General features: G+C 71.1%; 18 protein-coding genes. 10 read left to right on the top strand and 8 right to left on the bottom strand.

Translation table 11 applies throughout. From position 1 onward, the window contains the following. Nucleotides 1-140 precede the first annotated feature (140 nt). A complete protein-coding gene (locus ACWTPI_RS29090; protein ID WP_454733482.1) occupies nt 141-908 on the top strand; it encodes a class I SAM-dependent methyltransferase in 768 nt (255 codons plus the stop codon). Between the two features lie 16 nt (nt 909-924). On the opposite strand, the gene ACWTPI_RS29085 is transcribed toward ACWTPI_RS29090, so the two are convergent. The 3 genes from ACWTPI_RS29085 to ACWTPI_RS29075 are packed head-to-tail and all read right to left on the bottom strand — an operon-like array spanning nt 925 to nt 6,892. Continuing rightward, nucleotides 925-2,433: an efflux transporter outer membrane subunit gene (locus ACWTPI_RS29085; protein WP_029043703.1), complete on the bottom strand. Its 1,509-nt coding sequence runs from the start codon at nt 2,431-2,433 to the stop codon at nt 925-927. Between the two features lies 1 nt (nt 2,434). Further along, nucleotides 2,435-5,617, bottom strand: coding sequence for an efflux RND transporter permease subunit (locus tag ACWTPI_RS29080; RefSeq protein ID WP_454733481.1), 3,183 nt, complete (start codon nt 5,615-5,617; stop codon nt 2,435-2,437). A gap of 15 nt (nt 5,618-5,632) precedes the next feature. Then, a complete protein-coding gene (locus ACWTPI_RS29075; RefSeq protein ID WP_454733480.1) occupies nt 5,633-6,892 on the bottom strand; it encodes an efflux RND transporter periplasmic adaptor subunit in 1,260 nt (419 codons plus the stop codon). Between the two features lie 852 nt (nt 6,893-7,744). Here ACWTPI_RS29075 and ACWTPI_RS29070 point away from each other — a divergent pair. Both ACWTPI_RS29070 and ACWTPI_RS29065 read left to right on the top strand, forming a co-directional pair. Continuing rightward, nucleotides 7,745-8,473, top strand: a complete 729-nt coding sequence (locus ACWTPI_RS29070) for an IclR family transcriptional regulator (RefSeq protein ID WP_454733479.1) — start codon at nt 7,745-7,747, stop codon at nt 8,471-8,473. A 386-nt stretch (nt 8,474-8,859) separates the two neighbouring features. Then, nucleotides 8,860-10,056, top strand: coding sequence for a GGDEF domain-containing protein (locus ACWTPI_RS29065; protein ID WP_020202973.1), 1,197 nt, complete (start codon nt 8,860-8,862; stop codon nt 10,054-10,056). A gap of 28 nt (nt 10,057-10,084) precedes the next feature. On the opposite strand, the gene ACWTPI_RS29060 is transcribed toward ACWTPI_RS29065, so the two are convergent. The 5 genes from ACWTPI_RS29060 to ACWTPI_RS29040 all read right to left on the bottom strand — a co-directional run bounded on the left by ACWTPI_RS29060 (nt 10,085) and on the right by ACWTPI_RS29040 (nt 15,542). Further along, on the bottom strand, nt 10,085-10,948 hold the full coding sequence (locus ACWTPI_RS29060) for a citryl-CoA lyase (protein ID WP_454733478.1): 864 nt from the start codon (nt 10,946-10,948) through the stop codon (nt 10,085-10,087). Next, nucleotides 10,945-12,144 (bottom strand): CaiB/BaiF CoA transferase family protein, encoded by a 1,200-nt coding sequence (locus ACWTPI_RS29055; RefSeq protein WP_029043604.1) that lies wholly within the window; start codon nt 12,142-12,144, stop codon nt 10,945-10,947. Before ACWTPI_RS29055 ends, ACWTPI_RS29060 begins: the two co-directional genes overlap by 4 nt. A gap of 157 nt (nt 12,145-12,301) precedes the next feature. Then, on the bottom strand, nt 12,302-13,288 hold the full coding sequence (locus tag ACWTPI_RS29050; RefSeq protein WP_020202970.1) for a Bug family tripartite tricarboxylate transporter substrate binding protein: 987 nt from the start codon (nt 13,286-13,288) through the stop codon (nt 12,302-12,304). Between the two features lie 353 nt (nt 13,289-13,641). Next, on the bottom strand, nt 13,642-14,658 hold the full coding sequence (locus ACWTPI_RS29045) for a Bug family tripartite tricarboxylate transporter substrate binding protein (protein WP_020202969.1): 1,017 nt from the start codon (nt 14,656-14,658) through the stop codon (nt 13,642-13,644). A 158-nt stretch (nt 14,659-14,816) separates the two neighbouring features. After that, nucleotides 14,817-15,542: an MgtC/SapB family protein gene (locus tag ACWTPI_RS29040; protein ID WP_020202968.1), complete on the bottom strand. Its 726-nt coding sequence runs from the start codon at nt 15,540-15,542 to the stop codon at nt 14,817-14,819. Nucleotides 15,543-16,207: 665 nt separating this feature from the next. Here ACWTPI_RS29040 and ACWTPI_RS29035 point away from each other — a divergent pair. From ACWTPI_RS29035 to cobW, 7 genes are all read left to right on the top strand, one after another. Beyond that, nucleotides 16,208-16,714, top strand: a complete 507-nt coding sequence (locus tag ACWTPI_RS29035; protein ID WP_231401606.1) for a DUF6630 family protein — start codon at nt 16,208-16,210, stop codon at nt 16,712-16,714. A 273-nt stretch (nt 16,715-16,987) separates the two neighbouring features. Next, the gene (locus ACWTPI_RS29030) at nt 16,988-17,695 is read left to right on the top strand and encodes a response regulator transcription factor (RefSeq protein ID WP_020202966.1); all 708 of its coding nucleotides are present in this window, start codon (nt 16,988-16,990) and stop codon (nt 17,693-17,695) included. A gap of 367 nt (nt 17,696-18,062) precedes the next feature. After that, a complete protein-coding gene (locus ACWTPI_RS29025) occupies nt 18,063-18,950 on the top strand; it encodes a polysaccharide deacetylase family protein (RefSeq protein ID WP_020202965.1) in 888 nt (295 codons plus the stop codon). 141 nt (nt 18,951-19,091) lie between these two features. Continuing rightward, nucleotides 19,092-19,736, top strand: coding sequence for a MotA/TolQ/ExbB proton channel family protein (locus ACWTPI_RS29020; protein ID WP_454733477.1), 645 nt, complete (start codon nt 19,092-19,094; stop codon nt 19,734-19,736). Next, a complete protein-coding gene (locus ACWTPI_RS29015) occupies nt 19,688-20,146 on the top strand; it encodes a DUF2149 domain-containing protein (protein ID WP_454733476.1) in 459 nt (152 codons plus the stop codon). The genes ACWTPI_RS29020 and ACWTPI_RS29015 overlap by 49 nt, the downstream gene beginning before the upstream one ends. Continuing rightward, nucleotides 20,143-24,225 carry a cobaltochelatase subunit CobN gene (locus ACWTPI_RS29010; RefSeq protein ID WP_454733475.1) on the top strand — a complete coding sequence of 1,361 codons (4,083 nt, stop codon included), beginning with the start codon at nt 20,143-20,145 and terminating at the stop codon, nt 24,223-24,225. Before ACWTPI_RS29015 ends, ACWTPI_RS29010 begins: the two co-directional genes overlap by 4 nt. A 140-nt stretch (nt 24,226-24,365) precedes the next feature. Continuing rightward, complete coding sequence (gene cobW, locus ACWTPI_RS29005; protein WP_020202961.1) at nt 24,366-25,430, top strand: cobalamin biosynthesis protein CobW; 1,065 nt, start codon at nt 24,366-24,368, stop codon at nt 25,428-25,430. Nucleotides 25,431-25,445 lie beyond the last annotated feature (15 nt).

Below are 25,445 nucleotides of genomic sequence, written 5' to 3'. Positions count from 1 at the left end.
ACCGTTGCGGCTTGCCGCCGCCGCGACGGCAAGACTCCCCGGGTTTTGACCGCGCGCCGCCCGGCGCTGCCGCTTCCCGGGGCCGCGCGGCATCCCGCGCGCCCTGGAGCGATCCTTCCCGCATCCAGAGACCGCGCCTCATGACCGACATCCACCACGCCGCCGCCCAGGGCTTTTCCACCCAGGCCGACACCTATGCCCGCGGCCGTCCCGACTATCCGCCCGCGCTGGCGCAATGGCTGCAGGACACGCTCGGCCTGCGCGCCGGCAAGACCGTGCTGGACCTCGGCGCCGGCACCGGCAAGTTCAGCAAGCTGCTGCAGGCCACCGGCGCCACCGTGATCGCGGTCGAGCCGGTCGCCGCCATGCGCGCGCAACTCAGCGCCGCGCTGCCCGCCGTGCAGGCGCTCGAAGGCACCGCCGAAGCGATTCCGCTGCCCGACGCCAGCGTCGACGCCGTGGTCTGCGCGCAGGCCTTCCACTGGTTCGCCAACCAAGCCGCCATGACCGAGATCGCGCGCGTGCTGCGCCCGGGCGGCAGGCTCGGGCTGGTGTGGAACGTGCGCGACGAATCGGTGGACTGGGTCGCGCAGCTGACCACCATCATGACGCCCTACGAGGGCGACGCGCCGCGCTTCTACAAGGGCGACTGGAAGGCGGTGTTCCCGGCCGACGGCTTCGGTTCGCTCGAACTGGCCAGCCTGCCCTACGAGCACGTGGGGCCGGCGCAGCAGGTCATCGTCGACCGCGTGATGTCGGTCAGCTTCATCGCCTCGCTGCCGGCGGCCGAGCAGGACAAGGTGCGGGCGCAGCTGCAGGCCGTGATCGACGGCAGCCCGGCGCTGGCCGGGAAGGCGGCGCTGGCGTTTCCGTATCGCACGGAAGCCTACAGCTGCCGGCGCCTCTGACGTTCCCGGCGTTCCTTCAAGGCGATCCCGCCGGCGAATCCGCCCGCGCCTGCGCCCCATAATCCGCCGGCGCATCGGCCGGCCGCGGCGTGTCGCCGGCGCGCTCGATCCAGCCGCCGCCGAGGAACTGGTACAGGTCGACGAGGTTGGTCAGCCGCTGCAGCCGCGCGGTGATCAGCAACTGCTGCGCGTTGTAGAGATCGGTCTGCGCGGTCAGCACGCTCAGGTAGCTGTCCACGCCGTTGCGGTAGCGCAGGTCGGACAGCGTCAGGCGGCGTTCCTGCGAGCCGGTGAAGCGCTCCAGCGACTGGATCTGCTTGTCGTAGGTGCCGCGCGCGGCCAGGCCGTCGGAGACTTCGCGGAAGGCGGTCTGGATGGCCTTTTCGTAGCTGGCGATCTCGATGCGCTTCTGCACGTGCGCGAGGTCGAGGTTGGCGACGTTGGCGCCGCCTTCGAAGATCGGCAGCGTGATCTGCGGGCTGAACGACCACGCGCCGGAGCCGGGCTTGAACAGCCCGCCGAGCGTGGGCGAGAGCGTGCCGGCGCTGCCGGTCAGCACCACGCGCGGGAAGAAGGCCGCGCGCGCCGCGCCGATGTTGGCGTTGGCGGCCAGCAGCGACTGCTCGGCCGCGGCGATGTCCGGGCGGCGCGCGAGCAGGTCCGACGGCAGTCCCGCCGGGATGTCCGTCAGCAGCGCCTGGCCGTTGAGCGGCAGCCCGCCGGGCAGGTCCTCGGGCAGCGGCTCGCCCACCAGCAGCACCAGCGCGTTTTCCGCCTGCGCGCGCAGGCGGCTTTGCGATTCGAGGTTGGCGTTGGCCTGCTCGACCACGCCTTCGGCCTGGCGCAGGTCGAGTTCGGAGCCGGTGCCGGTCTCGAACTGCAGCTTGGTGATGCGGAACGATTCCTGCGCGGTCACGAGCGTGTTGCGCGTCACGGCGAGCGCGTCGTCGTAGGCCAGCATGGTGAGGTACTGGTCGGCCACCGACGACACCAGCGCGATCTCCGCGGCCTTGCGGGTCTGCGCCAGCGCGAGGTATTGCGCCAGTGCCTGGTCCTTGAGGCTGCGGATGCGGCCGAAGAAGTCGATCTCCCAGGACGCGCTCGCGCCGACCGAGTATTCGCTGGCGATGGGCCGGCCGGTGGAGGACAGGTTCAGCGGCGTGCGCGTGCGGCTGCCGGAGGCCACCGCGTCGAGCGTGGGGAACAGGCCGGCGCGCGTGATCTGGTACTGGGCGCGCGCGGCTTCCATGTTGAGCACCGAGACGCGCAGGTCGCGGTTGTTCCTGAGCGCGATCTCGATGATGCGCTGCAGGCGCGCGTCGGCGAAGAAATCGCGCCAGCCGATGTCGGTGGCCGCCGCGCCGCCGGCGCTGGCGGCGCCCGGCGCGGCGCCGGGCTGCTGGTCGTAGACGCCGCCGGCGGGGAAGGCCGGCGCCACCGGCGCCGCCGGGCGTTCGTAGTTCGGCGCGAGCGTGCAGCCGGCGGCCAGGATCGCGGCGGCGGTCATCAGGGCATGTCTGCGCATGTCAGTGTCCCTCCCTGAGCGTGCCGTCGCCGCCGGCGGGGTCGTCCGGCGGCGGGGCCGCGGGATGCGGGTCGTGGTGGGGCTTGGCCTTGCTGAACTTGCCGATCACCACGAAGAACATCGGGATCATGAAGATGGCCAGGAAGGTGGCGGTCAGCATGCCGCCGATCACGCCGGTGCCGATGGCATGCTGGCTGCCGGAGCCGGCGCCGTTGCTCAGCGCGAGCGGCATCACGCCGAGGATGAAGGCCAGCGAGGTCATCAGGATCGGGCGCAGCCGCAGGCGCGCGGCTTCCACCGCGGCGTCCAGCGTGCTCATGCCCTGGTCGCGCAGCTCGCGCGCGAATTCCACGATCAGGATGGCGTTCTTGGCCGACAGGCCCACCGTGGTCAGCAGCCCGACCTGGAAGAACACGTCGTTCTCCAGCCCGCGCAGGGTGGTGGCCAGCAGCGCGCCGAGCACGCCCAGCGGCACCACCATGATGACCGAGAACGGGATCGACCAGCTCTCGTACAGCGCGGCCAGGCACAGGAACACGAACAGGATCGAGATGCCGTACAGGATCGGCGCCTGCGAGCCAGACTGGATTTCCTGGTAAGACAGGCCGGTCCATTCGTAGCCGATGCCGGCCGGCAGCTTGGCGGCGATGGCTTCGATGGCCTGCATGGCCTGCCCGGTCGACTTGCCGTGCGCGGCCGCGCCCTGGATCTCGACCGCCGAGATGCCGTTGTAGCGCTCCAGCTTGGGCGAGCCGTAGATCCACTTGCCGGTGGCGAAGGCGCTGAACGGGACCATCGTGCCGGCGGCATTGCGCACGTACCACGCGTTGAGGTCCTCGGGGTTCATGCGAAAGCGCGCCTCGCCCTGCACGTAGACCTTCTTGATGCGGTTGTCGATGTCGAGGAAGTTGTTGATGTACTGCGAGGCCCACGCCGTGGAGAAGGTCTGGTCGATGCTGGTCGCGGTCACGCCGAGCGCGTTGGCCTTCTCGCGGTCGATGCTGACCTTGAACTGCGGCGTGTCGTTCAGGCCGTTGGGCCGCACCTGCGACAGCGTCGGGTCCTTGGCGGCCATGCCGAGCAGCATGTTGCGCGCCTCCATCAGCTTCTCGTGGCCGAGGCCGGCGCGGTCCTGCAGCTCGAAGTCGAAGCCGGCGGCGGTGCCGAGTTCCGGGATCGAGGGCGGGTTGAGCGGGAAGATCTGCGCGTCCTTGTACGAGGCGAAATGCCCGAAGATGCGGCCCACCAGCGCCGGCGCCTTCAGGTTGTCGGTCTCGCGCAGCTTGAAGTCCTTCATGCGCACGAACACCAGGCCGGAGTTCTGGCCGCGCCCGGCGAAGCTGAAGCCGTTGACGGTCAGCACCGCCTCGACCACGTCCTTCTCCTGGTTGAGCAGGTAGTCCTGCACGTCGGCCAGCACCTTGGCGGTGCGCTCCTGCGTGGAGCCCACCGGCGCCTGCACCAGCACGAACATGGTGCCCTGGTCTTCCTCGGGCAGGAAGGACTTGGGCAGCCGCAGGAACAGGAAGCCCACCGCCACGATCACCATCAGGTAGATGATCAGCCAGCGCCCCGAGCGGCGGATCACGTGCAGCACGCCGCCGTGGTACTTCTGCTGGCTCTTGGCGAAGTTGCGGTTGAACCAGCCGAAGAAGCCGGTCTTCTCGTCGTGGTGCCCCTGAGGAATGGGCTTGAGCATGGTGGCGCACAGCGCCGGCGTCAGGATCAGCGCCACCATCACCGACAGCAGCATGGCCGCCACGATGGTCAGCGAGAACTGCCGGTAGATGGCGCCCACCGAGCCGCCCGAGAACGCCACCGGCACGAACACCGCCGACAGCACCAGCGCCACGCCCACCAGCGCGCCGGTGATCTGCTCCATCGCCTTGCGGGTGGCGTCGCGCGGCGACAAGCCCTCCTCGGCCATGACCCGCTCGACGTTCTCCACCACCACGATGGCATCGTCCACCAGCAGGCCGATGGCGAGCACCAGCCCGAACATGGACAGCGTGTTGATCGAGAAGCCCACCACCGCCATCACCGCGAACGTGCCCAGCAGCACCACCGGCACGGCGATGGTCGGGATCAGCGTGGCGCGCAGGTTCTGCAGGAACAGGTACATCACCAGGAACACCAGCACGATGCCCTCGATCAGCGTCTTGACCACTTCCTCGATGGACAGCGTGACGAACGGCGTGGTGTCGTAGGGATATTCCACCACCAGGCCCTGCGGCGAGTAGCGCTGCAGGTCGGCGATCTTGGCGCGCACCGCCTTGGCGGTGTTCAGCGCGTTGGCGCCGGTGGCGAGCTGGATGCCGAAGGCCGCGGTCGGCTGGCCGTTGTACTTGGTGTCGTAGTTGTAGGTCTCGCCGCCGAGCTCGATGCGGGCCACGTCCTTGAGGCGCACCTGCGAGCCGTCGGTGTTGACCTTGAGCAGGATGTTGCCGAACTGCTCCGGCGTCTGCAGCAGCGTGGCCTCGGTGATGGTGGCCTGCAGCATCTGGCCGGGCACCGACGGCGTGCCGCCCAGGCTGCCGCCGGCGACCTGCACGTTCTGCGCGAGCACCGCGTTGTTGACGTCGATCGGCGTCAGGTTGTAGTTGTTGAGCTTGGTGGCGTCGAGCCAGATCCGCATGGCGAACTGCGAGCCGAACAGCGTCACCGTGCCCACGCCGTCGATGCGGCTGATCGGGTCGAGGATCTTGGAGGCGACGTAGTTGGTCAGGTCGTAGCGGTTCATGCTGCCGTCGCGCGAGACGAAGGCCAGGATCAGCAGGAAGCTGCTGCTGGACTTGGTCACCTTGGCGCCGAGCTGCTGCACCACCTGCGGCAGCAGCGGCGTGGCGAGCTGCAGCTTGTTCTGGACCTGCACCTGGGCGATGTCGGGGTTGGTGCCGGCGGCGAAGGTCAGCGTGATGGTGGCGGTGCCGGAGTCGTCGCTGGTCGACGACAGGTAGAGCAGGTGGTCGAGGCCGCTCATCTGCTGCTCGATCACCTGGGTGACGGTGTCTTCCACCGTCTTGGCCGAAGCGCCCGGGTAGGTGGCGCTGATCTGGATGGCCGGCGGGGCGATCGTCGGGTACTGCGCGATCGGCAGCGTCACCGTCGCCGCCACGCCCGCCAGCATCAGGATGATGGCGATGACCCAGGCGAAGATCGGCCGGTCGATGAAGAACTTTGCCATGAGGCAGGCTCCCTGTTATTGCGCGGCGGACGCGGGCGCCGCAGCGGGCGCCGGAGCGGAGGCGGGGGCGGACGGAGCCGGGGACGGGGCCGGCGGCGCGGAGGCCGGCTGCGCCCGCGCGCCCGAGGCGGGCTGCGCCGGCACCTGGGTCTCGACCGGCTTGACGGTCATGCCGGGCTTGGCCTTCTCCACGCCGTTGACGATCACGCGCTCGCCGGGCTGCAGCCCGCTTTCCACTACCCAGCCGTTGCCGTAGGTGGCGCCGGTGACGAGCTGGCGCTGCGACACCTTGTTGTCGGGGCCAACCACCAGCGCCACCGGCTGGCCTTTCTGGTCGTGCGTGATGCCGATCTGCGGCACCACCATCGCCTTGTCGTTGACGCCTTCGTCGATGCGCGCGCGCACGAACATGCCGGGCAGCAGCACGCGGTCCTTGTTGGGGAAGATCGCGCGCACCGTGACCGAGCCCGTGGTCTGGTCCACGCTCACGTCGGAGAACTGCAGCCGGCCCTGCTCGGCGTAGGTGCGGCCGTCCTCGAGCAGCAGCGTGACCTTGGCGGCGTGGATGCCGCTGGTCTGCAGCTTGCCTTCCTGGACCTGGCGGCGCAGCCGCAGGCCTTCCACGCTCGATTGCGTCAGGTTGACGTAGACCGGGTCGAGCTGCTGCACGGTGGTCAGCAGCGTGGCCTGGCTGGCCTGCACGTAGGCGCCCGGCGTGACCTGCGACAGGCCGCTGCGCCCGGTGATGGGCGAGATCACGTCGGTATAGCCGAGGTTGATCTGCGCGGTCTCCACGCTGGCCTTGCCGGCGGCCACGTCGGCCTGGGCCTGGCCCAGCGCGGCCACGGCGTTGTCGTAGTCCTGCTTGCTGACGGCGTTGGCGGCCACCAGCACCTTGTAGCGGCTGACCAGCGCGTTCTGCGTGGTGACGTTGGCCTGGGCCTTGGCCAGCGCGGCGCGGGCGTTGTTCAGCGCGGCGATGTAGGGCGCCGGGTCGATCTTGTAGAGCCGCTCGCCGGCCTTGACGTCATCGCCCTCGGTGAACTCGCGGCGCAGCACGATGCCATCCACCCGCGCGCGCACCTGCGCCACCAGGAAGGCGCTGGTGCGCCCGGGCAGCTCCACCGTCACCGGCACGGTGCTGGTCCTGACCGTGACCACGCCTACTTCGAGCGGGGGCGGCGGCGGCGCGGCCGGCTTCTCTCCGCATGCGGCAAGGAGGGCGGCGATCGCCGCGGCGCCGAGATGGCGAAGTGGAATCCGCTCGATGCGCATGGAAGAACCTCGGAGTCGATAGGGGTGGCTGGGGCCGGCTGGCAACACAGGAACGCGCGTGCGCTGGAGTCTGGGCATGGACAGGCTTGGGGCCGCGGGGCGGCAGGAAGGTTGAAGCAGCGTGGCCGCGCCCGGCAGGCACACGGACAGGAGAGCGGGCGGGCAGGCATGAGGCCGGCATGGCCTGGCACTGGCTGCAAGGCGATGGTCGGATGGCGTCGTCGGAAATGGGCGCTGGGCTATCGGTCCTGGTCCAGTGCCGGGCGCGGCGCGCGGCGCGCGCCGTCGGGAAAGGGGTGTCGGCTGCCGCCGCTGGCCCTGGCAGGGCAGGCGCGACCGGCAAGGCGGAAGGGGTGGAGGAACGTGTTTTGCGCAAGCTGAAGGCGGGCCCGGGTCAGTGCGTTCAATCCAACCATTGCTGGATTACTCCATCGTGACGTGAAGCGTGACGAAAGCCGTGACATGCGCGCGGCGTGAGTCGTGCCGCGCGTCGTGCCGTGCGTCGTGGCATGAAGCGCGCCATGTCGCGGTGCCCTGCCGGGCATGGCCGCAGCCGGGCGAAATGGTGCATCACATCACTCTAGATCACTTCCGGGACAATTCAAGGACAGCCCGGCCGGCGGGCGGCGCGGGACGGCTTCCGGCGCGGGCGCGGCAAAGGCCGGCGCGGCGGTGCGGCATGGCCGGCCGGGCCGCGTTGACAATGCCGGTGGCGTTCTGTACCGTGGAACCGCCATGCCAAGAAATGCCTGAAACTGCCGCATGCCGGCTTACCGGTCCGTTGATCCATTGGTCCGGCCTCCACGGCGTTTCCCCGCTTCCTTTCATTCCTTCCATTGAGCAAGCCGATCGATGCCCCGTAAAGCCGCGCAACTTTCCGAAGCCGACAAGCACGTCGCCGAGGGCGGCGCCATCGCCGTGGACCGCGCCCTGTTCGTGCTCTCCACCTTCCGGCAGGGCGACACCACGCTGGGGCTGGTCGAGCTGGCGCAGCGCTCGGGCCTGTACAAGAGCACGCTGCTGCGGCTGCTGGCCTCGCTCGAGCATGCCCGCCTGGTCCTGCGCCAGCCCGACGGCCGCTACGGGCTGGGCCCCGAGGTGGCGCGCCTGCACGCGGTGTATGCCGCTTCGTTCTCGCTGGAACTGGTGGTGATGCCGGTGCTGCGCCAGCTAGTGCAGGCCACGCGCGAGAGCGCCGCGTTCCACATCGACCAGGGCGAGCACCGCCTGTGCCTGTACCGCGTCGATTCGCCGCAGCCGGTGCGCGACCACGCCAAGGCCGGCGACCTGCTGCCGCGCAACCGCGGCGCCGGCGGCCGCGTGCTGCGCGCGTTCAGCGGCGCGCGCGGCGAGATTTACCAGAAGATCCGCGACGAAGGCGTGGCCGAGATGGTCGGCGACCGCGTGCCGGACATCGCGGGCGTGTCCTCGCCGGTGTTCGGGCCGGACGGCGAGCTCAAGGGCGCGCTGACGCTGACCTGCCCGACGCCGCGGTTCGACTCGGCGTTTCGCCATGATGTGGTGAATGCGGCACGCGAACTGACGGTGGCGCTGGGCGGCCGCTTTCCCTATCCGGCCTGAATTACCGCCCGAATTGCCACCTGACGCGCCACCCGACGCGCCACCCGAACCACCGCTAGCCTCGCCGCCGGCGCCGCGCCAGGCCCGCAAGCGCCGGTTCCTGCCTCCCGCCCGGCGCCGCCGGGGCCCGGTAGCGGGGCGCCGGGCTTGCGGCCGGTCAATGTTCCTGCCGAAAGTGGTCTCCGCCCGGCTTGTCGGGGGTGTCAGGCGCAGGCCGGGGACGTTATCATTCGCGTTTGCGAAAATTTTGTCCGCGCGGCGGCAACTACACCATCGCGCCGGCATCGCCGCCGACCTTCCTTCTTTCCCTCTCCTCAACGCCAACAGCAACGCGGCATCTTCAAAGGACTCCCGTGCAGTTAGACCAGCAAGCGGTAGTTGTCGTCATGTTGGTGGTGTATGCCAGCACGCTGGCCATCTCGCTGGGGCTGCTGGCCGCGCTGCGGCTCAGCCCGGCCGGGCGGCTGTGGGCGGTGGGGCACCTGCTGCTGTCGGCGGCCGGGCTGGCGCTGGCCTTCAATGTCTCGTCCCGGCACGTATACGTGAGCGCCGTGGCGGCCGCGGTCTACATCGGCGGGCGCCTGCTGGTCTATCGCGGCGTGCGGGTCTATTACGGGCTGGCCCCGTGGGACCGCTCGCTGGCGCTGGGCGTGTCGCTGGCCGGGCTGGCGCTGCTCGGCGCCGCCGGCATGGCCGACAGCTACGCGCGCCTGCACGTGGTCGGCTATGGCTGCCTGGCGGTGGTGGCGTCGCTGACGCTGCTCACCTTGCTCCACGCGCACGGCGCGCGGCGCAGCATCGGCGCGCCGCTGGTGGTGCTGGCCACGCTGGTGCATCTGGCGAACCAGCTCGCCGGCGTGGCCGCCGGCCTGGCGGGAACGGTGTTCTCGGGCCCGTTCTACGCCAGCAACGCCAGCGCCGTGCTGACGCTGGCGCCGCTGGCGGCGACCCTGCTGGGTTTGTTCGGCTTCACACTGATGGCCACCGAGCAGGTCATCGCCGCCAACGAAAGCGGCGCCCGCTTCGACGCGCTGACGCGCCTGCTCAACCGCGGCGCGCTCGACAAGGCCGCCACCAGCCTGGTCGCGGCCTGGGAGCGGCACGGCCAGCCCTTGTCCTGCCTGGTGATCGACGTGGACCACTTCAAGCAGGTCAACGACCGCAACGGGCACCATGCCGGTGACACCGTGCTCAAGCTGATCGCCGAGGCCATCGACAACTCGCGGCGCGCCTCCGACGTGGCCGGCCGCTATGGCGGCGAGGAATTCTGCATTCTCTGCCCGCATACCGACGAAGGCCAGGCCACCGCGCTGGCCAACCGCATCCTCAAGAAAGTCCGCGCGATCCCGCTGCCCGGCGCGCCGGCCGCGTTCGCCAGCGTCAGCATCGGCGTGGCGGAACTGCGCGGCGGCGTGGCCGGCCCGGAGGGGCTGTGGCGCTCGCTGTTCGCGGCGGCCGACCGCGCGCTTTACGCGGCCAAGGAGTTCGGCCGCGACCGCTACGCGCTGGCGTCGTGGATGGCGCCGGCCACGCGGCCGGTGCCGGGCGACGTGGGCGATTCCGCCCACGTGCCGAGCCGCTAGCTTCACGCCGGCACCGCGCCGGCGCCGGTCAGTCCCGCGCCGGCGGCACGTCGCGCTGCGGCGGGCCGTCGTAGGTCCAGATGTACTGGCGCGGGATCGGCCCCTTGTTGCGGCCGCCCTGCTGCGTCTGCTCCCACGCATGCGCGAGGATGCCGACCGAGCGCGACAGGCAGAACAGCCCGCGCGCCAGCGGCGCCGGGAAGCCCAGTTCGGCGTAGATCACCGCGGTGGCGCCGTCGATGTTCATCGGGATGGGCTTGCTGCGGCCCGAGCCCAGCTCCGCCTCCACCGCGCGCGCGATGGCCGCGAAGCGCCCGGAGACCACGCCGTCCCGCGCCGCCTGCTCCACCAGCGCCAGCAGGCGCGGCGCGCGCGGGTCGAGCGGGTGGAAGCGGTGGCCGAAGCCCGAGACGAACTTGCCGTGCGCGTCGCGGTAGTCCGCCAGCGCGGCCCTGACCGCGTCGGCCTGCGCCAGGCCGCCGTCGATGCGGCGCGCCACGTCCTGGTACAGCTCCACCGCCTGCTCGCCGGCGCCGCCGTGCACGTCGCCGAGCACGTTCACGGCCGACGCCATCGCGTTGTTCAGGCCCACGCCGCAGGTCGCGGCCATGCGCGCGATGGCGATGCTGGGCGCCTGCGGGCCGTGGTCCACCGCCGACATCAGCGCGGCATCGAGCAGCTCGCCCTGCTTGCGGCCCGGCAATTCGCCGCGCAGCATCAGCCAGATCATCTGCGCGAACGAGACCTGCCCGATCAGCTGCTCGATGGGATAGCCGCGGTAGCGGATCTCGCCGGGCTGCATGTCGATGATCCCGGTGCGCCACCAGTCCTGGGACAGGCGCTGGCCCGCGTCGATGCCGGGTTGGTTGCCGGCCTGGGTGGATTCGCTCATACGGCGTGCTCCTGTTGCAAGGTTTCGATGTCGGCCTCGCCATAACCTAGCTGGGCGAGGATGTCGCGGGTGTGCTGGCCGAGTTCGGGCGGCGGCGTATCCACCGAGGGCGCCTCGCCGTTGAGCTTGAAGCCGGTGCGCACCAGGCGGATGTCGCGGCCCACGCCGGGCACGTCGGCGAAGTCGCCGATCATGCCGCGCCCGCTGATCTGCGGGTGGTCCAGCGTCTGCGGCACGCTGTAGACCGGGCCGGCGGGCACGCCCGCCTCGTTGAGCAGCGCCCACCACTGGTCGGCGGATTTCTTCGCCAGCTCGGCTTCGAGCGCGCGCGTGAGTTCGGCGCGGTTGGCCAGGCGCGCCTGGCGCTCGGCGAAGCGCGCGTCGGCGGCCAGTTCCGGGCGGCCCACCACGCGGCACACCGCCTCGAACTGTTCCTGCTTGTTGGCGGCGATGTTGAGCAGGCCGTCGCCGGTGTGGAAGGTGCCGGACGGGCTGGCCGTCATGTTCTCGTTGCCCATCGGTGCCGGGGTCTTGCCGGCGATCAGGTAGTTGGAGACCACCCAGCCCATCGTGGCGAGCGTGGCTTCGAGCATGGATACGTCGATGAAATAGCCGTCGGTGCGCTGGTGGTCCGCCAGCGCGGCGGCCACCGCGAACGCCGCGGTGATGCCGCCGATGGTGTCGGAGACGGGATAGCCCACGCGGTAGGGCGCGGTCTGCGCGTCGCCGGTGATGCTCATCACGCCGGACATGCCCTGGATGATCTGGTCGTAGGCCGGCAGGTCGGACAGCGGGCCGTCCTGGCCGAAGCCGGAGATGCCGCAGTAGATCAGCTTCGGGTTGACCTGCTTGAGCGCCTCGAAACCCAGGCCCAGGCGCGCCATCACGCCGGGGCGGAAGTTCTCGACCAGCACGTCGGCGCTGGCCACCAGCTTGCGGAACACTTCCTTGCCGCGCGCATGCTTGAGGTTGACGGTGATGGAGCGCTTGCCCGGGTTCTGCGCCAGGAAGGACACGCCCATCAGGCGGCGGTTGAGTTCGGCGTCGGCGCCGAGCTGGCGCGCCAGGTCGCCGGTGCCCGGCGTTTCCACCTTGATGACCTCGGCGCCCATGTGGGCGAGCTGGTGGCAGCAGAACGGCCCGGCCAGCACATTGGTGAGGTCGAGCACGCGGATATGGCGTAGCGGTTTTTGCATGTTGCTTGATTCGTCGGGGGCGGGCCGCGCGGCGGCGGCGGCTTGGAAGTTGTTGCAAGATGAAGCGAAGCGGTCCTGGCCAGGCGCGCGGACGCGGACAGTACCAGCGTACTTGCCGTGCCGCGCAACCACGCCAGGATCTTCTTGAAACGGCTTCTTACTCGACCTTGGCGCCGGACTGGCGCACGATGGTGCCCCAGCGGGCGTTCTCGGCCTTGATGAAGGCGCCCAGCTCGGCCGGCGTGCCGCCGCGCGGCTCGCTGCCTTCCTCGCGCATCCTGGTGATGGTCTCGGGCTCGGCGATGGCCTTGTTGACGGCTTCGTTGACGCGCCTGACCACTTCGGCCGGGGTGCCGGCCGGCGCCACCAGCGCCTTCCAGTCCTCGGCCTGGAAGCCGGCGTAGCCGCCTTCGATCACGGTCGGCACGTCGGCCAGCAGCGGCAGGCGCCTGGCGGAAGTCACCGCCAGCGCGCGCAGCTTGCCGCCCTTGAGCATCGGCAGCGCGATCGGCGGCGTGGCGAAGTAGAAATCGGTCTGGCCGCCGAGCAGGTCGGTCAGCGCGGGCGAGGCGCCCTTGTACGGCACGTGCAGCATCTTGATGCCGGTGCGGCGCGCGAACAGCTCGCCGGTCAGGTGGCCCACGGTGCCGGTGCCGGCCGAGGCCATCGACAGTTGCCTGGCCTTGCCGGCGGCAACGAGGTCGGCCAGGTTCTTGTACGGCGCGTCGCCGCGCACGATCAGCACCAGCGGCTGCGCCGACACCAGCGCCACCGGAGTGAAATCCTTGACCGCGTCATACGGCATCTTCGGGTAGAGCGTGGGATTGATCGCGAGGTTGGCGGTCTGGCCCATGCCCAGCGTGTAGCCGTCCGGGCGCGCCTTGGCCACCGCGTCCATGCCGATGTTGCCGCCCGCGCCCGCGCGGTTCTCCACCACCACGTTCCAGTGCGTGCTCGCGCCCACCTTGTTGAAGACCAGGCGCGCCATCACGTCGGTGCCGCCGGCCGGCGGGAACGGCACTACCAGCCGCACCGGCTGGCTGGGATAGCTGTCGGCGGCGGCGGGCAGGGCGGCCGTGGCCAGCAGCGCGGCGGGCATGGCGAGCATCAGCGCGGCGCGGATGCGGGAGGTGAAGCGCTTCATTGGGTCTCCGTCTGTGGAATGGTCGAGCCGGTGCCGCGGCGCCGCCGCCGGGGGCGGAGGCGTCCTGCGATGCCGGCGAATGCGGTTGGAAAGGTGTCTCGACTGGCCTGTGGGCGCGGCGCGCGGCAGCGGCGCGGGGCCGTCGCCCAGGTCTTGTCTCCGATTCTTGTGTTCTGTAGAACAGAACAATGATCTTACTTAAGGAATTTAAGCGAGAGAATAGGAGGGCCGGCCAGGGTTGTCAAGGCACCGCGCGACGCGGCACGCGGGAGCGCTCGCGGAGGAAACGGAAGGGGAAATGAAAAACGGCCTGCGCGAGCAGGCCGTTGAAGGAAAGGGCCGTGAGGGCCGGATCAGTCGAGCGAGATCTTCGCCGCCTTGATGATTTCGGCATAGCGCGCCGAGTCGCGCTCGATCAGCTTGCGGAACGCATCCGGCGTGCTGCCCACGCCGATGAAGCCGAGGTTCTCCAGCTTCTTCTGCACCTCCGCCGAGCGCACCGCCTCGGCGATCTCCTTCGACATGCGGTCGATGACAGGCTGCGGCGTGCCGGCCGGCGCCACCAGCCCGGCCCACGAGCTCATCACGAAGCCGGGAAAGCCGGCCTCTTCCATCGTCGGGATATTCGGCTCGCCCGGCCAGCGCTTGGCCGAGGCCACCGCCAGCACGTTGATCTTGCCGGCCTTGGCCTGCGGCATCGGCACCAGCAGCGGGTCGAACACCATCGACACGTTGCCCGACATCAGGTCCGTCAGGATCGGCGCGCTGCCGTTGTAGGGGATGTGGGTCATCTCGATCTTGCTGACCATGCCGAAGCGCGTGCCCACCAGATGCGCGCTGGAGCCCGTGCCGCTGGAGCCGAAGTTCAGCTTGCCCGGGTTCTTGCGGCCGTAGTCCACCAGCTGCGCCACCGTGGTGGCGGGCACGGACTTGCTGGTGAACAGGAACAGCGGCAGGTCCGCCATCAGCGAGACGGGCGTCAGGTCGCCCGGCTTGTACTGCAGGTGCGAGTACAGGCTGGGGTTGGCCGAGTAGGCCGCCAGCACCGACAGGAAGGTGTAGCCGTCGGGCTTGGCGCGCGCCGCGATCGAGGTGCCCAGCGTGGAATTGCCGCCGGGCTTGTTCTCGATCACGACGGGCTGGCCGAGCCGCTCGGCGACCTTTTCGAAGACGATGCGCGAGACGGTGTCGGTGGACCCGCCCGGCGTGTAGGGCACGATCACCTTGATCGGCTTGGACGGCCATGCCTCGGCGGCGGTGGCGGCGGTGGCGGGAATGGCCGCGGCGGCGGCCTGGCATGCGATGGCGGCGGCCAGGATGCGGCGCGCAAGGCGCGGCGCCCGGGCGGCGGACGGCTTCGATACTTTCATTGGCTCCTCGTCTTGTCTGTCATGGACCGCGCCGGGATCTCCGTCCACGGTCGCCGGCAAGGATGCCATGCCATGCGCGCATTGCAACCGGACCCGCTCCGATTGTGTGCGCTGATCGCCTGCCCCTCCGCCTGCCCGAGCGCCGCCGGGCCGCGGCTTCAGTCCGTCGTGCTGGGGCTCCAGAAGGCCTGGTGGATATGCTCGGATTCGGCCAGCTGCGCCATCAGGCGGTCCAGCACGTCGCCGTCGATCGAGGTGGACGTCAGCACCGCCTCGATCTCCACGTCGGCATCGCCGAAGGCGTGCACCTCCAGGTCGCGCGTGGGGTAGTTGCCGGTCTCCAGCGTGCGCTCCAGCAACTGCAGCGCCTGCTTCTGCGAGGCGCGCGGCGCGATCACGTAGACGGTGTTGGTGACTTCCACCGCGGTGGTGTCCATCGGCTGCTGGTTGATGCGGTCCACCACGGGCCGCAGCAGCGTGTTGGCGGCCAGCACGAACAGGCAGCCGAGCGTGGCCTCGAGGATCAGGTCCGCGCCCGCGCTCGCGCCGATGGCCGCCGAGCCCCACAGCGTGGCGGCGGTATTGAGCCCGCGCACATTGCCTTCCTCGCGCATGATCACGCCCGCGCCGAGGAAGCCGATGCCGGACACCACGTAGGCCACCACGCGCACCGCGCCCTCGTGCCCGGCCATGCGGTTGGCCATGTCGACGAAGATGGCCGCGCCCACCGCCACCAGCACGTTGGTGCGCAGCCCGGCGGTGCGCTGCCGGATCTGCCGCTCGTAGCCGATCACCGCGCCCAGCACGAAGGCGGTGGTGAGGCTGACGAGGGTATCCATCAGCGAAGTGAGATTGATGTTCTGGAACGCTTGGAGGGATTGCATGGCAGGTGTTCCCCGGCTGTGAGCCAAGAGTGCGTTTTCGTCATTGTTTCCCAGGTCCCGGCCCTGGCGCTACCGCCTTTGTATGGCGCGCAGGTGTCAGGCCCGTGTCGCCGGCGTGGCGCTGCGTGCCGCGCGCCGACACTGTACTGCGGCAACGGCCCGCGCGGGCGAACGCTTTCGCGCGGCGCGGTGGCCGCGGGTCTCGCAAGGAACGGGAAGGAGGGGCAACGCGCGGAGAATCCGCTCGATGCACTGCGCTCGCTGCATTGCCGCCGGTCGCCGCCTGCCGGCCAGGGCAGCGGCGAGTGGCAGCACGCAGGTGCCTGCATGGGCCTGCATGCGCCTGGACTTGCCCGGCCGTTCAGGATGCGGCCGCGGGGGCTGCGGGCCGGTCGGAACGGCTGCTCATGGAGATGGCTGCGCAGCGACGACGGGGCGAGCGTATCAAAGCCACCACGCGCTTGGCAACCGCTTTTTGGGGGGGTGTTTGCGCCATGCAGGAAAGCCGCGCGGGCGCAGTGGCGCCACCTTACAAGCTTTGTCAGAATAGCGGGTCTCGATCGCCGCCGGCGTCCGGGCATCGCCGGCTGCGCAGCGGCAAACCGTGTGCGGGACCGTTCCCGCGACCACTGCGCAGTTTCCCCGTTCCGACCCGCCAGAGGCCTATGACGATTGAGCTCCCGAGTGAAACGCAGGACGCCATGCGCGAGTTGATCCTGCTGGTGTGCCTGCATGACCGCGACGCGGCGCAGCATTGCTGGACCGCGTTCCGGCAAGCGCTGGCGCAGGCCGGGCCGGGATGCGAAGGCCATCAGTTGCTGTGGCCGCTGAGCGAAGCCGCCGGCACCGCTGGCGCCGGCTTCTACGTCGAGTGGAACGATGCCGCGGCGCTGGTGCGCAGCGTGCAGGAACTGGCCGCGCGGGCCGGCCTGCGCGTGGACTGGGGCGTGGCCGACCCCCATGCGCCGGCCTTTCTCGCGGCCCACGGCGTGCCCGCGCTGATGACGATCGCGCAGGCCTCCCTGCGCGCGGCCGGCCATGTCCTGTGGTGCTGGGACACGCAGGCCGACGCCTTCGCCGGCTGGCTGGTGCGCAGCGGTGACGAGGCGCGGCTGGCCGGCGTGGCCGCCCGCCTGCAACTGATGATCGATCCCGCCGACGAAACCTGCTGACAGGCGCTGACGGGCGCTTGCAGGACGCCGCCCTGTCGTCGACTTGCCGTTGACTTGCTGCCATCTCGCCGCCGCCCGCCCGGCGCGTTCCCCTTGGCGTTCACATTTAGTGACAATTGCCGCGCATGGCTGCGCTAGGCTAGCGGGGTCTGATGCTGGCCCGGCAGCATGCCTGTGAGCGTTTTCGCATTGCAGTCGCCTTTCTCTTTCGCCGAATCCTTTGGCGCTATGGCTGGACACGGTAACGATACCGGGGATGGTCAAGAGAGAGCCATGAGAATTGCTTCGGTAGAAGACGACGACAGCCAGGCCGGACTCATCCGGCAGATCGTGGAAGACGCGGGCTATGCGTGCGCCACCTATGGCAGCGGCAGCGCCTTCGTGCGCGCGCTGCGCGAAGACACCTTCGACCTCGTGATTCTCGACTGGCAGCTGCCCGACATCAGCGGGCTCGACCTGGTGCCGTGGATACGCCAGCGCGTGGGCCGCGTCCTGCCGATCCTGTTCCTCACCAGCCGCCCGCTCGAAGAAAGCGTGGTGGCCGCGCTGGGCGCCGGCGCCGACGACTACATGACCAAGCCGATCCGCCGCGCCGAGCTGGTGGCGCGCATGCGCGCGCTGCTGCGCCGCGCCTATCCGCAGGCGATGGTGCAGAGCGAGATGATCGAGGTCGGCGGCTACGCGCTGGACCCCGTGGGGCGCACCATCTCGCTGAACGGCACGCGGCTGGACGTCTCGCCGCGCGAGTTCGACGTGGCGCTGTTCCTGTTCCGCAACGTGGGTCGGCTGCTGCCGCGCGAGATGATGGAGAAGGCGGTGTGGGGCCGCGTGATCGGCCCCGATTCGCGCACGCTCGACACCCACGTGTCGCGCCTGCGGATCAAGCTCGCGCTGCGTCCGCAGAACGGCGTGCGCCTGACCTCGGTGTACTCGCACGGCTATCGCTTCGACGCGGTGTCCGAGCCCGGCCGGCTCGAATGAGCCGCGGCGCCCGTGCGCGCGGGGCCGCCGACACAGTTGTTCACCTTGGCCGTCCGGCCAGCCGCTAACCTGAATGAAGGGGAGCCTTCGCCAGCTTCCCGAACCCGCAGGCAGCGCCCGCATCGCTGCCGCTTTATCACCAGGCCACCCGCATGTGGCCTGGTTTTTTTTGCCGGCGGTGCCGCCGCCGGACGCTATGGCACAATGCCGCGTCGTGTCCGGGCGAGGCCCGGCCGCCGCTGCGGCGCCTCGCGCACCCGCGCAGGGCGTGCCCGGCCGGACACCTGATCCTTGCCTGAAATTTCATGACGGCTGGCCGGCACAGCGCACGCAGTGGCGCGCCGCGCACAGCCGCGTCCCCCAACGCATGCGTTTTTTCCGTTCCTGTTTCCTGGCCGCCGCGATGCTGGCCGGCGGCTTGTGCGCCGCGGCACCCGGCACCGCCGATCCGCCGCCGGCCGCGCCGTCGATCCGGCTGGCGACGCTGCGCGCCGCGCGGCCGCTGCCGCCGATCCGCTTCCTGCTCACCTTCGACGACGGCCCCGACGCCGGCGAGGACGGCAGCACGCCGCTGATCCTGCGCCAGCTTGCCGACAATCCCGTCACGCCCGGCATCAAGGCGCTGTTCTTCGTGCAGACCGCCCATCCGCGCCGCGGCGGCGGCGAGGCGGGCAAGGAGCAGATGCACGCCACCTGCAAGGCCGGCCACCGCCTCGCGGTGCACAGCGGCCTGCCGGACGGGCACGTATCGCACACGCGCCTGGCGCCCGAGGAGCTGGAAGCATCGCTGCTGTCCGGCGAGGCCGACATCATCGAGCAGTGCCGCGGCGCGGCGCAACTGGTGCGCCCGCCCAACTGGGCCTACGACGACGCGGTCCAGGCGGTCTACCGCAAGCTCGGCCTCGCCATGCTGATGTCGGACGTGAACGCGCGCGACGGCAAGATCTACGGCTGGCACATCAGCCTGCGCCGCCGCTCGCACATCAACAGCGAGCTGGCGCAGGTCAAGGTGGCGCTGTCCGAGCAGCGGCTGGCGCCGGCCGGCGGCGTGGTGCCCGTGGTGGTGAGCTTCCACGACACCAACGACTACACCGCCTCGCACATGACGGAGTACCTGCAGATCCTGGTCGAGGAAGCCCGCGACAACGGCCTGGCGCTGGCCGACCCGCCGTTCTACACCGACGGCCGGCAGGCCGAGCGCGCCGCGCGGGTGCGGGCGCTGTCGGGCGTCTACGCGCGCGAAAGCTGGCCCTGAGGCCGGGCGGCGGCGCCCGCGCGCGCCGCGTACAATGCTGCGCTTGCGGCCCGCGTGCGACCCTGCGCGCGGCCTGCCGGCACCCGCGCGCGGCTGCCGCGGGCCTTGCCGCCTCATCTCATTTCCCCGCTGACAATCACGATGGAAAGCGCCGTCACCGAGATCTTCTATCGCCTTTCCGCGGCGTTCTTCTGGCCCGTCGCGCTGGCCCTGCTGGTGCTGTTCGTGCTGTCGCTGGCGGACCTCGGCAGCCTGCTGGTGCAGTCGCGCCGGCGCGCCGCCGCGCCGCGCACCGACCTGCCGGCGCTGGCCAACGCGCTCGCCGCCGGCCTGCGCCACGGCGCGCAGGCGCAATGGCGCGCGCTGCCGATGTCGCCCGCGCTGGCGCGCTTCTGGGGTTTGCTCGAGGGCCGCCTGGCGCGCCTCGATTCGCACGAGCACCTCGACCTGTGGCTCGACGAGACGCTGCAGCGCGAGGAAATGCGCGTGACCAACCGCCTCGACCTGACCCGCACGCTGGTGCGCATCGCGCCCATGCTGGGGCTGGCCGGCACCATCATCCCGCTCGGGCCGGCGCTGCAGGCGCTGCTGGCCGGCGACATGGCCGGCATGGTCAATCACCTCGTGATCGGCTTCGGCGCGGTGGTGTGCGGGCTGGTGCTGGGCGGCATCGCCTACGTGCTCACGCTCACGCGCGAGCGCTGGGCGCGCGCCGACCTCAAGGAGATGGAGAACCTGTGCGAGTTGGTGCTGCGCGCGCTGCCGGCGACGGGGGCGCGAGCCTGATGGAGGCCGGCCACGGACACCGTTTCCGGCGCCGCCGCTTCGTGCGCCGCCGCCATGCGCAGGGCGAGCTGGCCTCGGTGCACCGCGAAGACCCGCTGGCCGGCGTGGCCAACCTGTTCGATGCCTCGATCGTCTTCGCCGTGGGCCTGATGGTGGCGCTCACGCAGGCCTTCGGCCTGACCCAGCTGCTCGATCCCGATGCGCGCTTCACGCTGGTCCAGCGCGACCCGCGCACGGGCGAGCTGCAACTGATCGAGAAGAACCGCAAGGAAGTGAAGGTCAGCAAGCTGTCCGCGCAGCAGAAGGCGGGCGAGGGCACGCGCCTCGGCGTGGCCTACCGGCTGCCGGACGGCAGCGTGGTCTACGTGCCCGAAGGCGCGCGGCCGGCCCCGGCGGGCGCGGGCAAATGAGGCTGGCGCGGCAACGCTGGCTGCCGGCCGCGTTTGTCCTGCTCGGCTGGCTGCTGCTGGCCTGCGCGCAGGCGCGGGCCGCGGCGCCGGTGCGCGTGCTGGTGGTCACCACCAACACCCATCTGCTGCCCGCCGCCGAAGCGCGCCTGCGCGAACTGGCCGGCCCGGGCCGCGTCGAACTGCAGGCGGTCACCGCCGCGCCCGACGCGGCGCAGATCGCCGCCGCCGATGCCATCTACGCCTACTTCGCGCCCACTGCCGTATTGAAGCAGATGGCCCCGGCCGTGCGTCAGGCCAGGCAGCGCGGCGCGCTGGTGCTGGCCGCGCCGGCCGCCGCCGCCGAAGCCGCCTGGGGCATCGGCCTCGACGCCGCGCGCGGCCCGGCGGCCGAGGCCTACTGGAGCGCCGGCGGCGCCGACAACCTGGCCGGCTGGCTGGCGTGGACCGTGGCGCAGTTGCGTGGCACGGACGCCATCGCCGTGCCGGCGCCGCGCCCGCTGCCGGCGGCCGGCATCTACCACCCGCGCGCCGCGCAGGTGTTTGCCACGCTGCCGGCATACCTGGACTGGTATCGCGCCAACGGCGGCCTGCCCGCAGGCGCGCCGCTGGCCGGCATCGCCTTCTACGCCAGCAACTACCGCCAGCAGGACCTGGCCCACATCGACGCGCTGGTGGCCGCGCTCGAACGGCAGGGCATCGGCGCCGTGCCCGTGTTCGGCTGGCCGCTGTCCAGCCTGGACGCCGCGCTGACCATCGATGGCCGCAGCCCGCTGCGCGCGCTGTTCACGCTCAACCTCACCATCAGCCGCGCCGAGGACAAGGCCTGGCTGGAGCGCCACGGCGTGCACGCCATCAACCTGATCGCCACGCGCGACAGTCAGGCCGCGTGGCGCGCCGATGCGCGCGGCATCGCCGGCGAGCGCCTGCCGCTGCTGCTCAACACGCCCGAGCGCGCCGGCGCCAGCGAGCCGATCCTGTTCGCCACGCTGGAGGACGAAAACAGCGCCAAGGCCAGCCGCGCGGTGCCCGAGCGCGCCGACGCCGCGGTGGCGCGCGCGCGGCGCTGGATCGCGCTGCAGGACAAGCCGGCGGCGGACAAGCGCGTCGCCATCCTCTACTACAACAACCCGCCCGGCAGCGGCAACATCGGCGCCAGCTACCTGGCCACGCTGCCGTCGCTGGCGCGGATCATGGCGCGCCTGCGCGCGGCCGGCTACCAGACCGGTCAGGCCGGCACCGCCTTGCCGGACGAGGCCGGGCTGACCGCGCTGCTGGAGCGCAACGGCCGCAACATGGAGGCATGGTCGCCGGGCGAGCTGCGCGAGATGGTCGCGCGCGGGCGCGTCACGCTGCTGCCGATGGCGCAGTACAAGCGCTGGTTCGACGCGCTGCCCGCGGCCTTCCGCCAGTCCGTGCTGGCCGCGTGGGGCCCGCCCGAGCGCAATCCGCTGATGCTGGTGGACGACGGCCGCGGCGGGCAGGATTTCGTGATCCCGGGCCTGCGCTTCGGCAACCTGTTCGTCGGGCCGCAGCCGCTGCGCTCCACCTTCGCGCGCGCGCTGGACACGTCGCACGACACCGTCACGCCGCCGCCGCACTCGTATATCGCCGCCTACCTGTGGTACCGCCATGCGTTCGGCGCCGACGCGGTGGTCCACGTGGGCCGCCACGGCACGCTCGAATGGCTGCCCGGCAAGCAGGCCGGGCAGGCCGGCGACGACAGCGCGGAAGTGCTGCTGGGCGACCTGCCCAACGCCTACTACTACATCCAGGACGGCGGCGGCGAGGCGATCCAGGCCAAGCGCCGCAGCGCCGCCGTGCTGGTCAGCCACCTGACCCCGCTGCTGACCCGCGCCGGCATGCCGGCTGCGCTGGCGAAGCTCGACGAGGTGATCGAGCAGCAGGAAGCCACCGCCGACGGCGCGCCCGCGCTGGCCGAACAATACCGCCTGCAGGCGCAGGCGCAGATCCGCGCGCTGGGCCTGGACCGCCAGCTGGGCGTGGACCTTGCCGCGCCGTGGGAGCAGGTCGAGCCGGTGGTCCACCGCTTCCTGCACAAGGTGGAAGCCGAGCCGATACCGCAGGGCATCCATGTGCTGGGCGAACTGCCGCCGCCGGATTTCCAGCGGCAGGCGCTGGCCACCGTGCTGGACAGCGCGTTCGGCGCCGACGAGCGCAAACGCCTGGGCCATGACACGCTGGCCGGCTGGGCCGGCGCGCTGCTCGACGGGCGCGAGCCGGATCTGGCGGACCTGCCGCCGCCGCTGGCGGACAAGGCCGGGGCCGCGCTGGCCGCCGCGCGCGAATGGCTGGCCGGGCTGCGCGCCTCGCCGCGGAGCGAGCTCGACGGACTGGTCGCGGTGCTCGCGGGCCGCTACCTGCCGACCGCGCCGCTCGGCGATCCGGTGCGCACGCCGCAGGGCCTGCCGACCGGGCGCAACCTGCATGCCTTCGACGGCGCGTTCATCCCCACGCCGGCCGCATGGGAAGTCGGCAAGGCGCTGGCGCGGCAGACGCTGGCGCGCTACCGCGCCGAGACCGGCGCCGTGCCGGAACAGGTCTCGATGGTGCTGTTCTACGGCGAGACCGAGCGCCACCAGGGCGCGATGGAAAGCGAGGCGCTTTACCTGCTGGGCGTGGAGCCGGTCTGGAATGCGCGCGGCGTGGTCGAGGACGTGCGGCTGATTCCCGATGCGCAACTGGGGCGCCCGCGCGTCAACGTGCTGTTCACCATCTCCGGCATCTACCGCGACGGCTTCGGCGACAAGGTGGCGCTGCTGGACAAGGCCGCGCGCCTGGCCGCCGCGGCCGGCGACAACGCCGTCAGCCGCCACGACCGGGAAGCGGAGGCCGCGCTGCTGGCCGCCGGCGTGGCGCCGCCGCTGGCCGGGCGCCTGGCGCGCGCGCGCGTGTTCGCCGCCAGGCCCGGCAACTACGGCATCGGCGTGCAGCAGATGGTGGAGCAGAGTCTCGATGTGGCCCGACCCGTGGCCCGGCCCGGCGAGCCGGCCGGGCAGGCGCTGGCGCAGCAATACCTGCGCTACATGAACTTCGCGTTCTCCGCCGAAGGCTGGGGCGAGACCGCGCCGCAGGCGCTCGCCAGCCATCTCAAGTCCAACCAGGCCGTGCTGTTCTCGCGCGCCAGCACGCTCTACGGCGCGCTCGACAACGACGATACCTACCAGTACGCCGGCGGCCTCAACCTCGCCACGCGCGCGGTCAGCGGGCAGGCGCCGCGCTTCTGGCTGCACAACCTGCGCCGCCCGGCCGAGGCCGAGACCGTGGACGCGCGCACGTGGCTGACCACCGAGCTCAACGCGCGCAACTGGAACCCGCGCTGGATCGCCGGCATGCAGCGCTCCGGCTACGCCGGCGCGCGCGAGATGGCCCGCGAGATCGAGCATCTCTACGGCTTCCAGGCCACCAGCCCGGAGCAGATGAGCGGCGACTTCTGGCAGCAGACCTACGACGTCTACGTGGCCGACAAGCTCGGCATGGACATGGACCGCTTCTTCGCGCGCAGCAATCCGCATGCGCGGCAGGGCATCCTGGCGCGCCTGCTGGAAGTGGACCGGCAAGGCAGCTACCGTTTCACGGCGGCCGAGCGCGCGGACATGGCGCGGCGCTACGTGGCCTCGGTCAACCGCGACGGATTGTCGTGCACGGCCAACAGCTGCGGCAATCCGGCGCTGATGCAGTACATCGCCGGGCTGGGCCAGCAGGCGCGCGTGCCGGTGGACGCGCTGCGCGCGTTCGGCGAGCGGCTGGCGCGGGCCATGCCGGGGCGCGAGCCGTCGGCGGGGCCGGGCGCCGCGCCCGCGCGGCACGGCGTGGCGAAGGCCCCGGCCGTGCCGGCGGCGAAGCCGGCGCAGGCACCATCCGCGCCGCCGGCACCCGCCACCGAACACGTGGCCGGTCGGGTGCTCGAGTCGCGCGTCATCCAGCTCGCGCCTTCGGCGCCACTTTCCGGCGTGCGGGCGCGCGAAGCGTGGGAGGTGGCCGCGCTGATGGCGCTGCTGGTCGCCGCCGGGGCCGGCGCGGAATGGCGCCGTGGCCGGCGCCCGCGGCGATCGCGCTGATGCCGCATTGATGCCGCGCTGATGCCGCGGCGGTGGACAGCCCCGCGCGATGTCTTTATGCTGTCCGCCTCGCTTCCGCCGCGCGCCGCAGCCCGGCCGCGGCCTCTCCAGACGCCCGATTTCCCGAGCCCGCCACCATCATGCAGACCAGCAAGATCCCCGCCACCATCGTCACCGGCTTCCTCGGCAGCGGCAAGACCACGCTGCTGCGCCACATCCTCGAGAACGCCGGCGGGCGCCGCATCGCGGTGATCGTCAACGAGTTCGGCGAGCTCGGCATCGACGGCGAGATCCTCAAGGGCTGCGGCATCGGCTGCGACGAGACGGGCGAGAGCAACGGCCAGCTCTATGAACTGGCCAACGGCTGCCTGTGCTGCACCGTGCAGGAAGAGTTCTTCCCGGTGATGGAGCAACTGCTGGAGCGCCGCGCCGACATCGACCACGTGCTGATCGAGACCTCCGGCCTCGCGCTGCCCAGGCCGCTGGTGCAGGCCTTCAACTGGCCCAGCATCAAGAACGCGTTCACCGTGGACGCGGTGGTCACGGTGGTCGACGGCGCCGCCGCGGCGGCCGGCCAGTTCGCCGCCGACCCCGACGCGGTGGACGCGCAGCGCAAGGCCGATCCCAACCTCGACCACGAATCGCCGCTGCACGAACTGTTCGAGGACCAGCTCGGCTCGGCCGATCTCGTGATCCTCAACAAGACCGACCTGATCGACGCCGCGCAGCGCGCCGAAGTGGAAGCGCTGATCCGCCCCGAGATTCCCGCCGAGGTCAAGATCGTCGGCGCGCAGGGCGGCAAGCTCGACGTGGCGCTGCTGCTCGGGCTGAACCGCGCCTCCGAGGACACCATCCACCTGCGCCCGGATCACCACGGCTCGGCGGACGACCCGGACCATCATCACGACGAATTCGATTCGGTGGTGGTGGAGCTCGGCGAGGTGGAGCGCGAGCATCTGGTCGGCGCCCTGCAGCAACTGGTGGAGCAGCACACCATCTACCGCGTCAAGGGCTTTGCCCGGCTGCCCGGCAAGCCCATGCGCCTCGTGCTGCATGGCGTGGGCCGCCGCTTCGACGGCTACTTCGACCGCCGCTGGCAGCCGGGCGAGGCGCAGGCCACGCGCATCGTGCTGATCGGCCAGGACCTCGAGCGGGCCACGCTGCAGGCGGCCCTCGAAGCCGCGCTCGCCACGGCGCAGGGCTGACGCGCCGCCACGCGC

This window comes from Cupriavidus ulmosensis (assembly GCF_977008105.1).
Note: the sequence above shows the minus strand (reverse complement) of the source record. Positions and strands in the feature narration are given on the sequence as shown.

Bases quoted from the DNA above. Each gene is read 5' to 3' on its own strand.
- ACWTPI_RS29090 (WP_454733482.1), top strand. From the start codon at position 141: ATGACCGACATCCACCACGCCGCCGCCCAGGGCTTTTCCACCCAGGCC.
- ACWTPI_RS29085 (WP_029043703.1), bottom strand. From the start codon at position 2,433: ATGCGCAGACATGCCCTGATGACCGCCGCCGCGATCCTGGCCGCCGGC.
- ACWTPI_RS29080 (WP_454733481.1), bottom strand. From the start codon at position 5,617: ATGGCAAAGTTCTTCATCGACCGGCCGATCTTCGCCTGGGTCATCGCC.
- ACWTPI_RS29075 (WP_454733480.1), bottom strand. From the start codon at position 6,892: ATGCGCATCGAGCGGATTCCACTTCGCCATCTCGGCGCCGCGGCGATC.
- ACWTPI_RS29070 (WP_454733479.1), top strand. From the start codon at position 7,745: ATGCCCCGTAAAGCCGCGCAACTTTCCGAAGCCGACAAGCACGTCGCC.
- ACWTPI_RS29065 (WP_020202973.1), top strand. From the start codon at position 8,860: ATGTTGGTGGTGTATGCCAGCACGCTGGCCATCTCGCTGGGGCTGCTG.
- ACWTPI_RS29060 (WP_454733478.1), bottom strand. From the start codon at position 10,948: ATGAGCGAATCCACCCAGGCCGGCAACCAACCCGGCATCGACGCGGGC.
- ACWTPI_RS29055 (WP_029043604.1), bottom strand. From the start codon at position 12,144: ATGCAAAAACCGCTACGCCATATCCGCGTGCTCGACCTCACCAATGTG.
- ACWTPI_RS29050 (WP_020202970.1), bottom strand. From the start codon at position 13,288: ATGAAGCGCTTCACCTCCCGCATCCGCGCCGCGCTGATGCTCGCCATG.
- ACWTPI_RS29045 (WP_020202969.1), bottom strand. From the start codon at position 14,658: ATGAAAGTATCGAAGCCGTCCGCCGCCCGGGCGCCGCGCCTTGCGCGC.
- ACWTPI_RS29040 (WP_020202968.1), bottom strand. From the start codon at position 15,542: ATGCAATCCCTCCAAGCGTTCCAGAACATCAATCTCACTTCGCTGATG.
- ACWTPI_RS29035 (WP_231401606.1), top strand. From the start codon at position 16,208: ATGACGATTGAGCTCCCGAGTGAAACGCAGGACGCCATGCGCGAGTTG.
- ACWTPI_RS29030 (WP_020202966.1), top strand. From the start codon at position 16,988: ATGAGAATTGCTTCGGTAGAAGACGACGACAGCCAGGCCGGACTCATC.
- ACWTPI_RS29025 (WP_020202965.1), top strand. From the start codon at position 18,063: ATGCGTTTTTTCCGTTCCTGTTTCCTGGCCGCCGCGATGCTGGCCGGC.
- ACWTPI_RS29020 (WP_454733477.1), top strand. From the start codon at position 19,092: ATGGAAAGCGCCGTCACCGAGATCTTCTATCGCCTTTCCGCGGCGTTC.
- ACWTPI_RS29010 (WP_454733475.1), top strand. From the start codon at position 20,143: ATGAGGCTGGCGCGGCAACGCTGGCTGCCGGCCGCGTTTGTCCTGCTC.
- cobW (WP_020202961.1), top strand. From the start codon at position 24,366: ATGCAGACCAGCAAGATCCCCGCCACCATCGTCACCGGCTTCCTCGGC.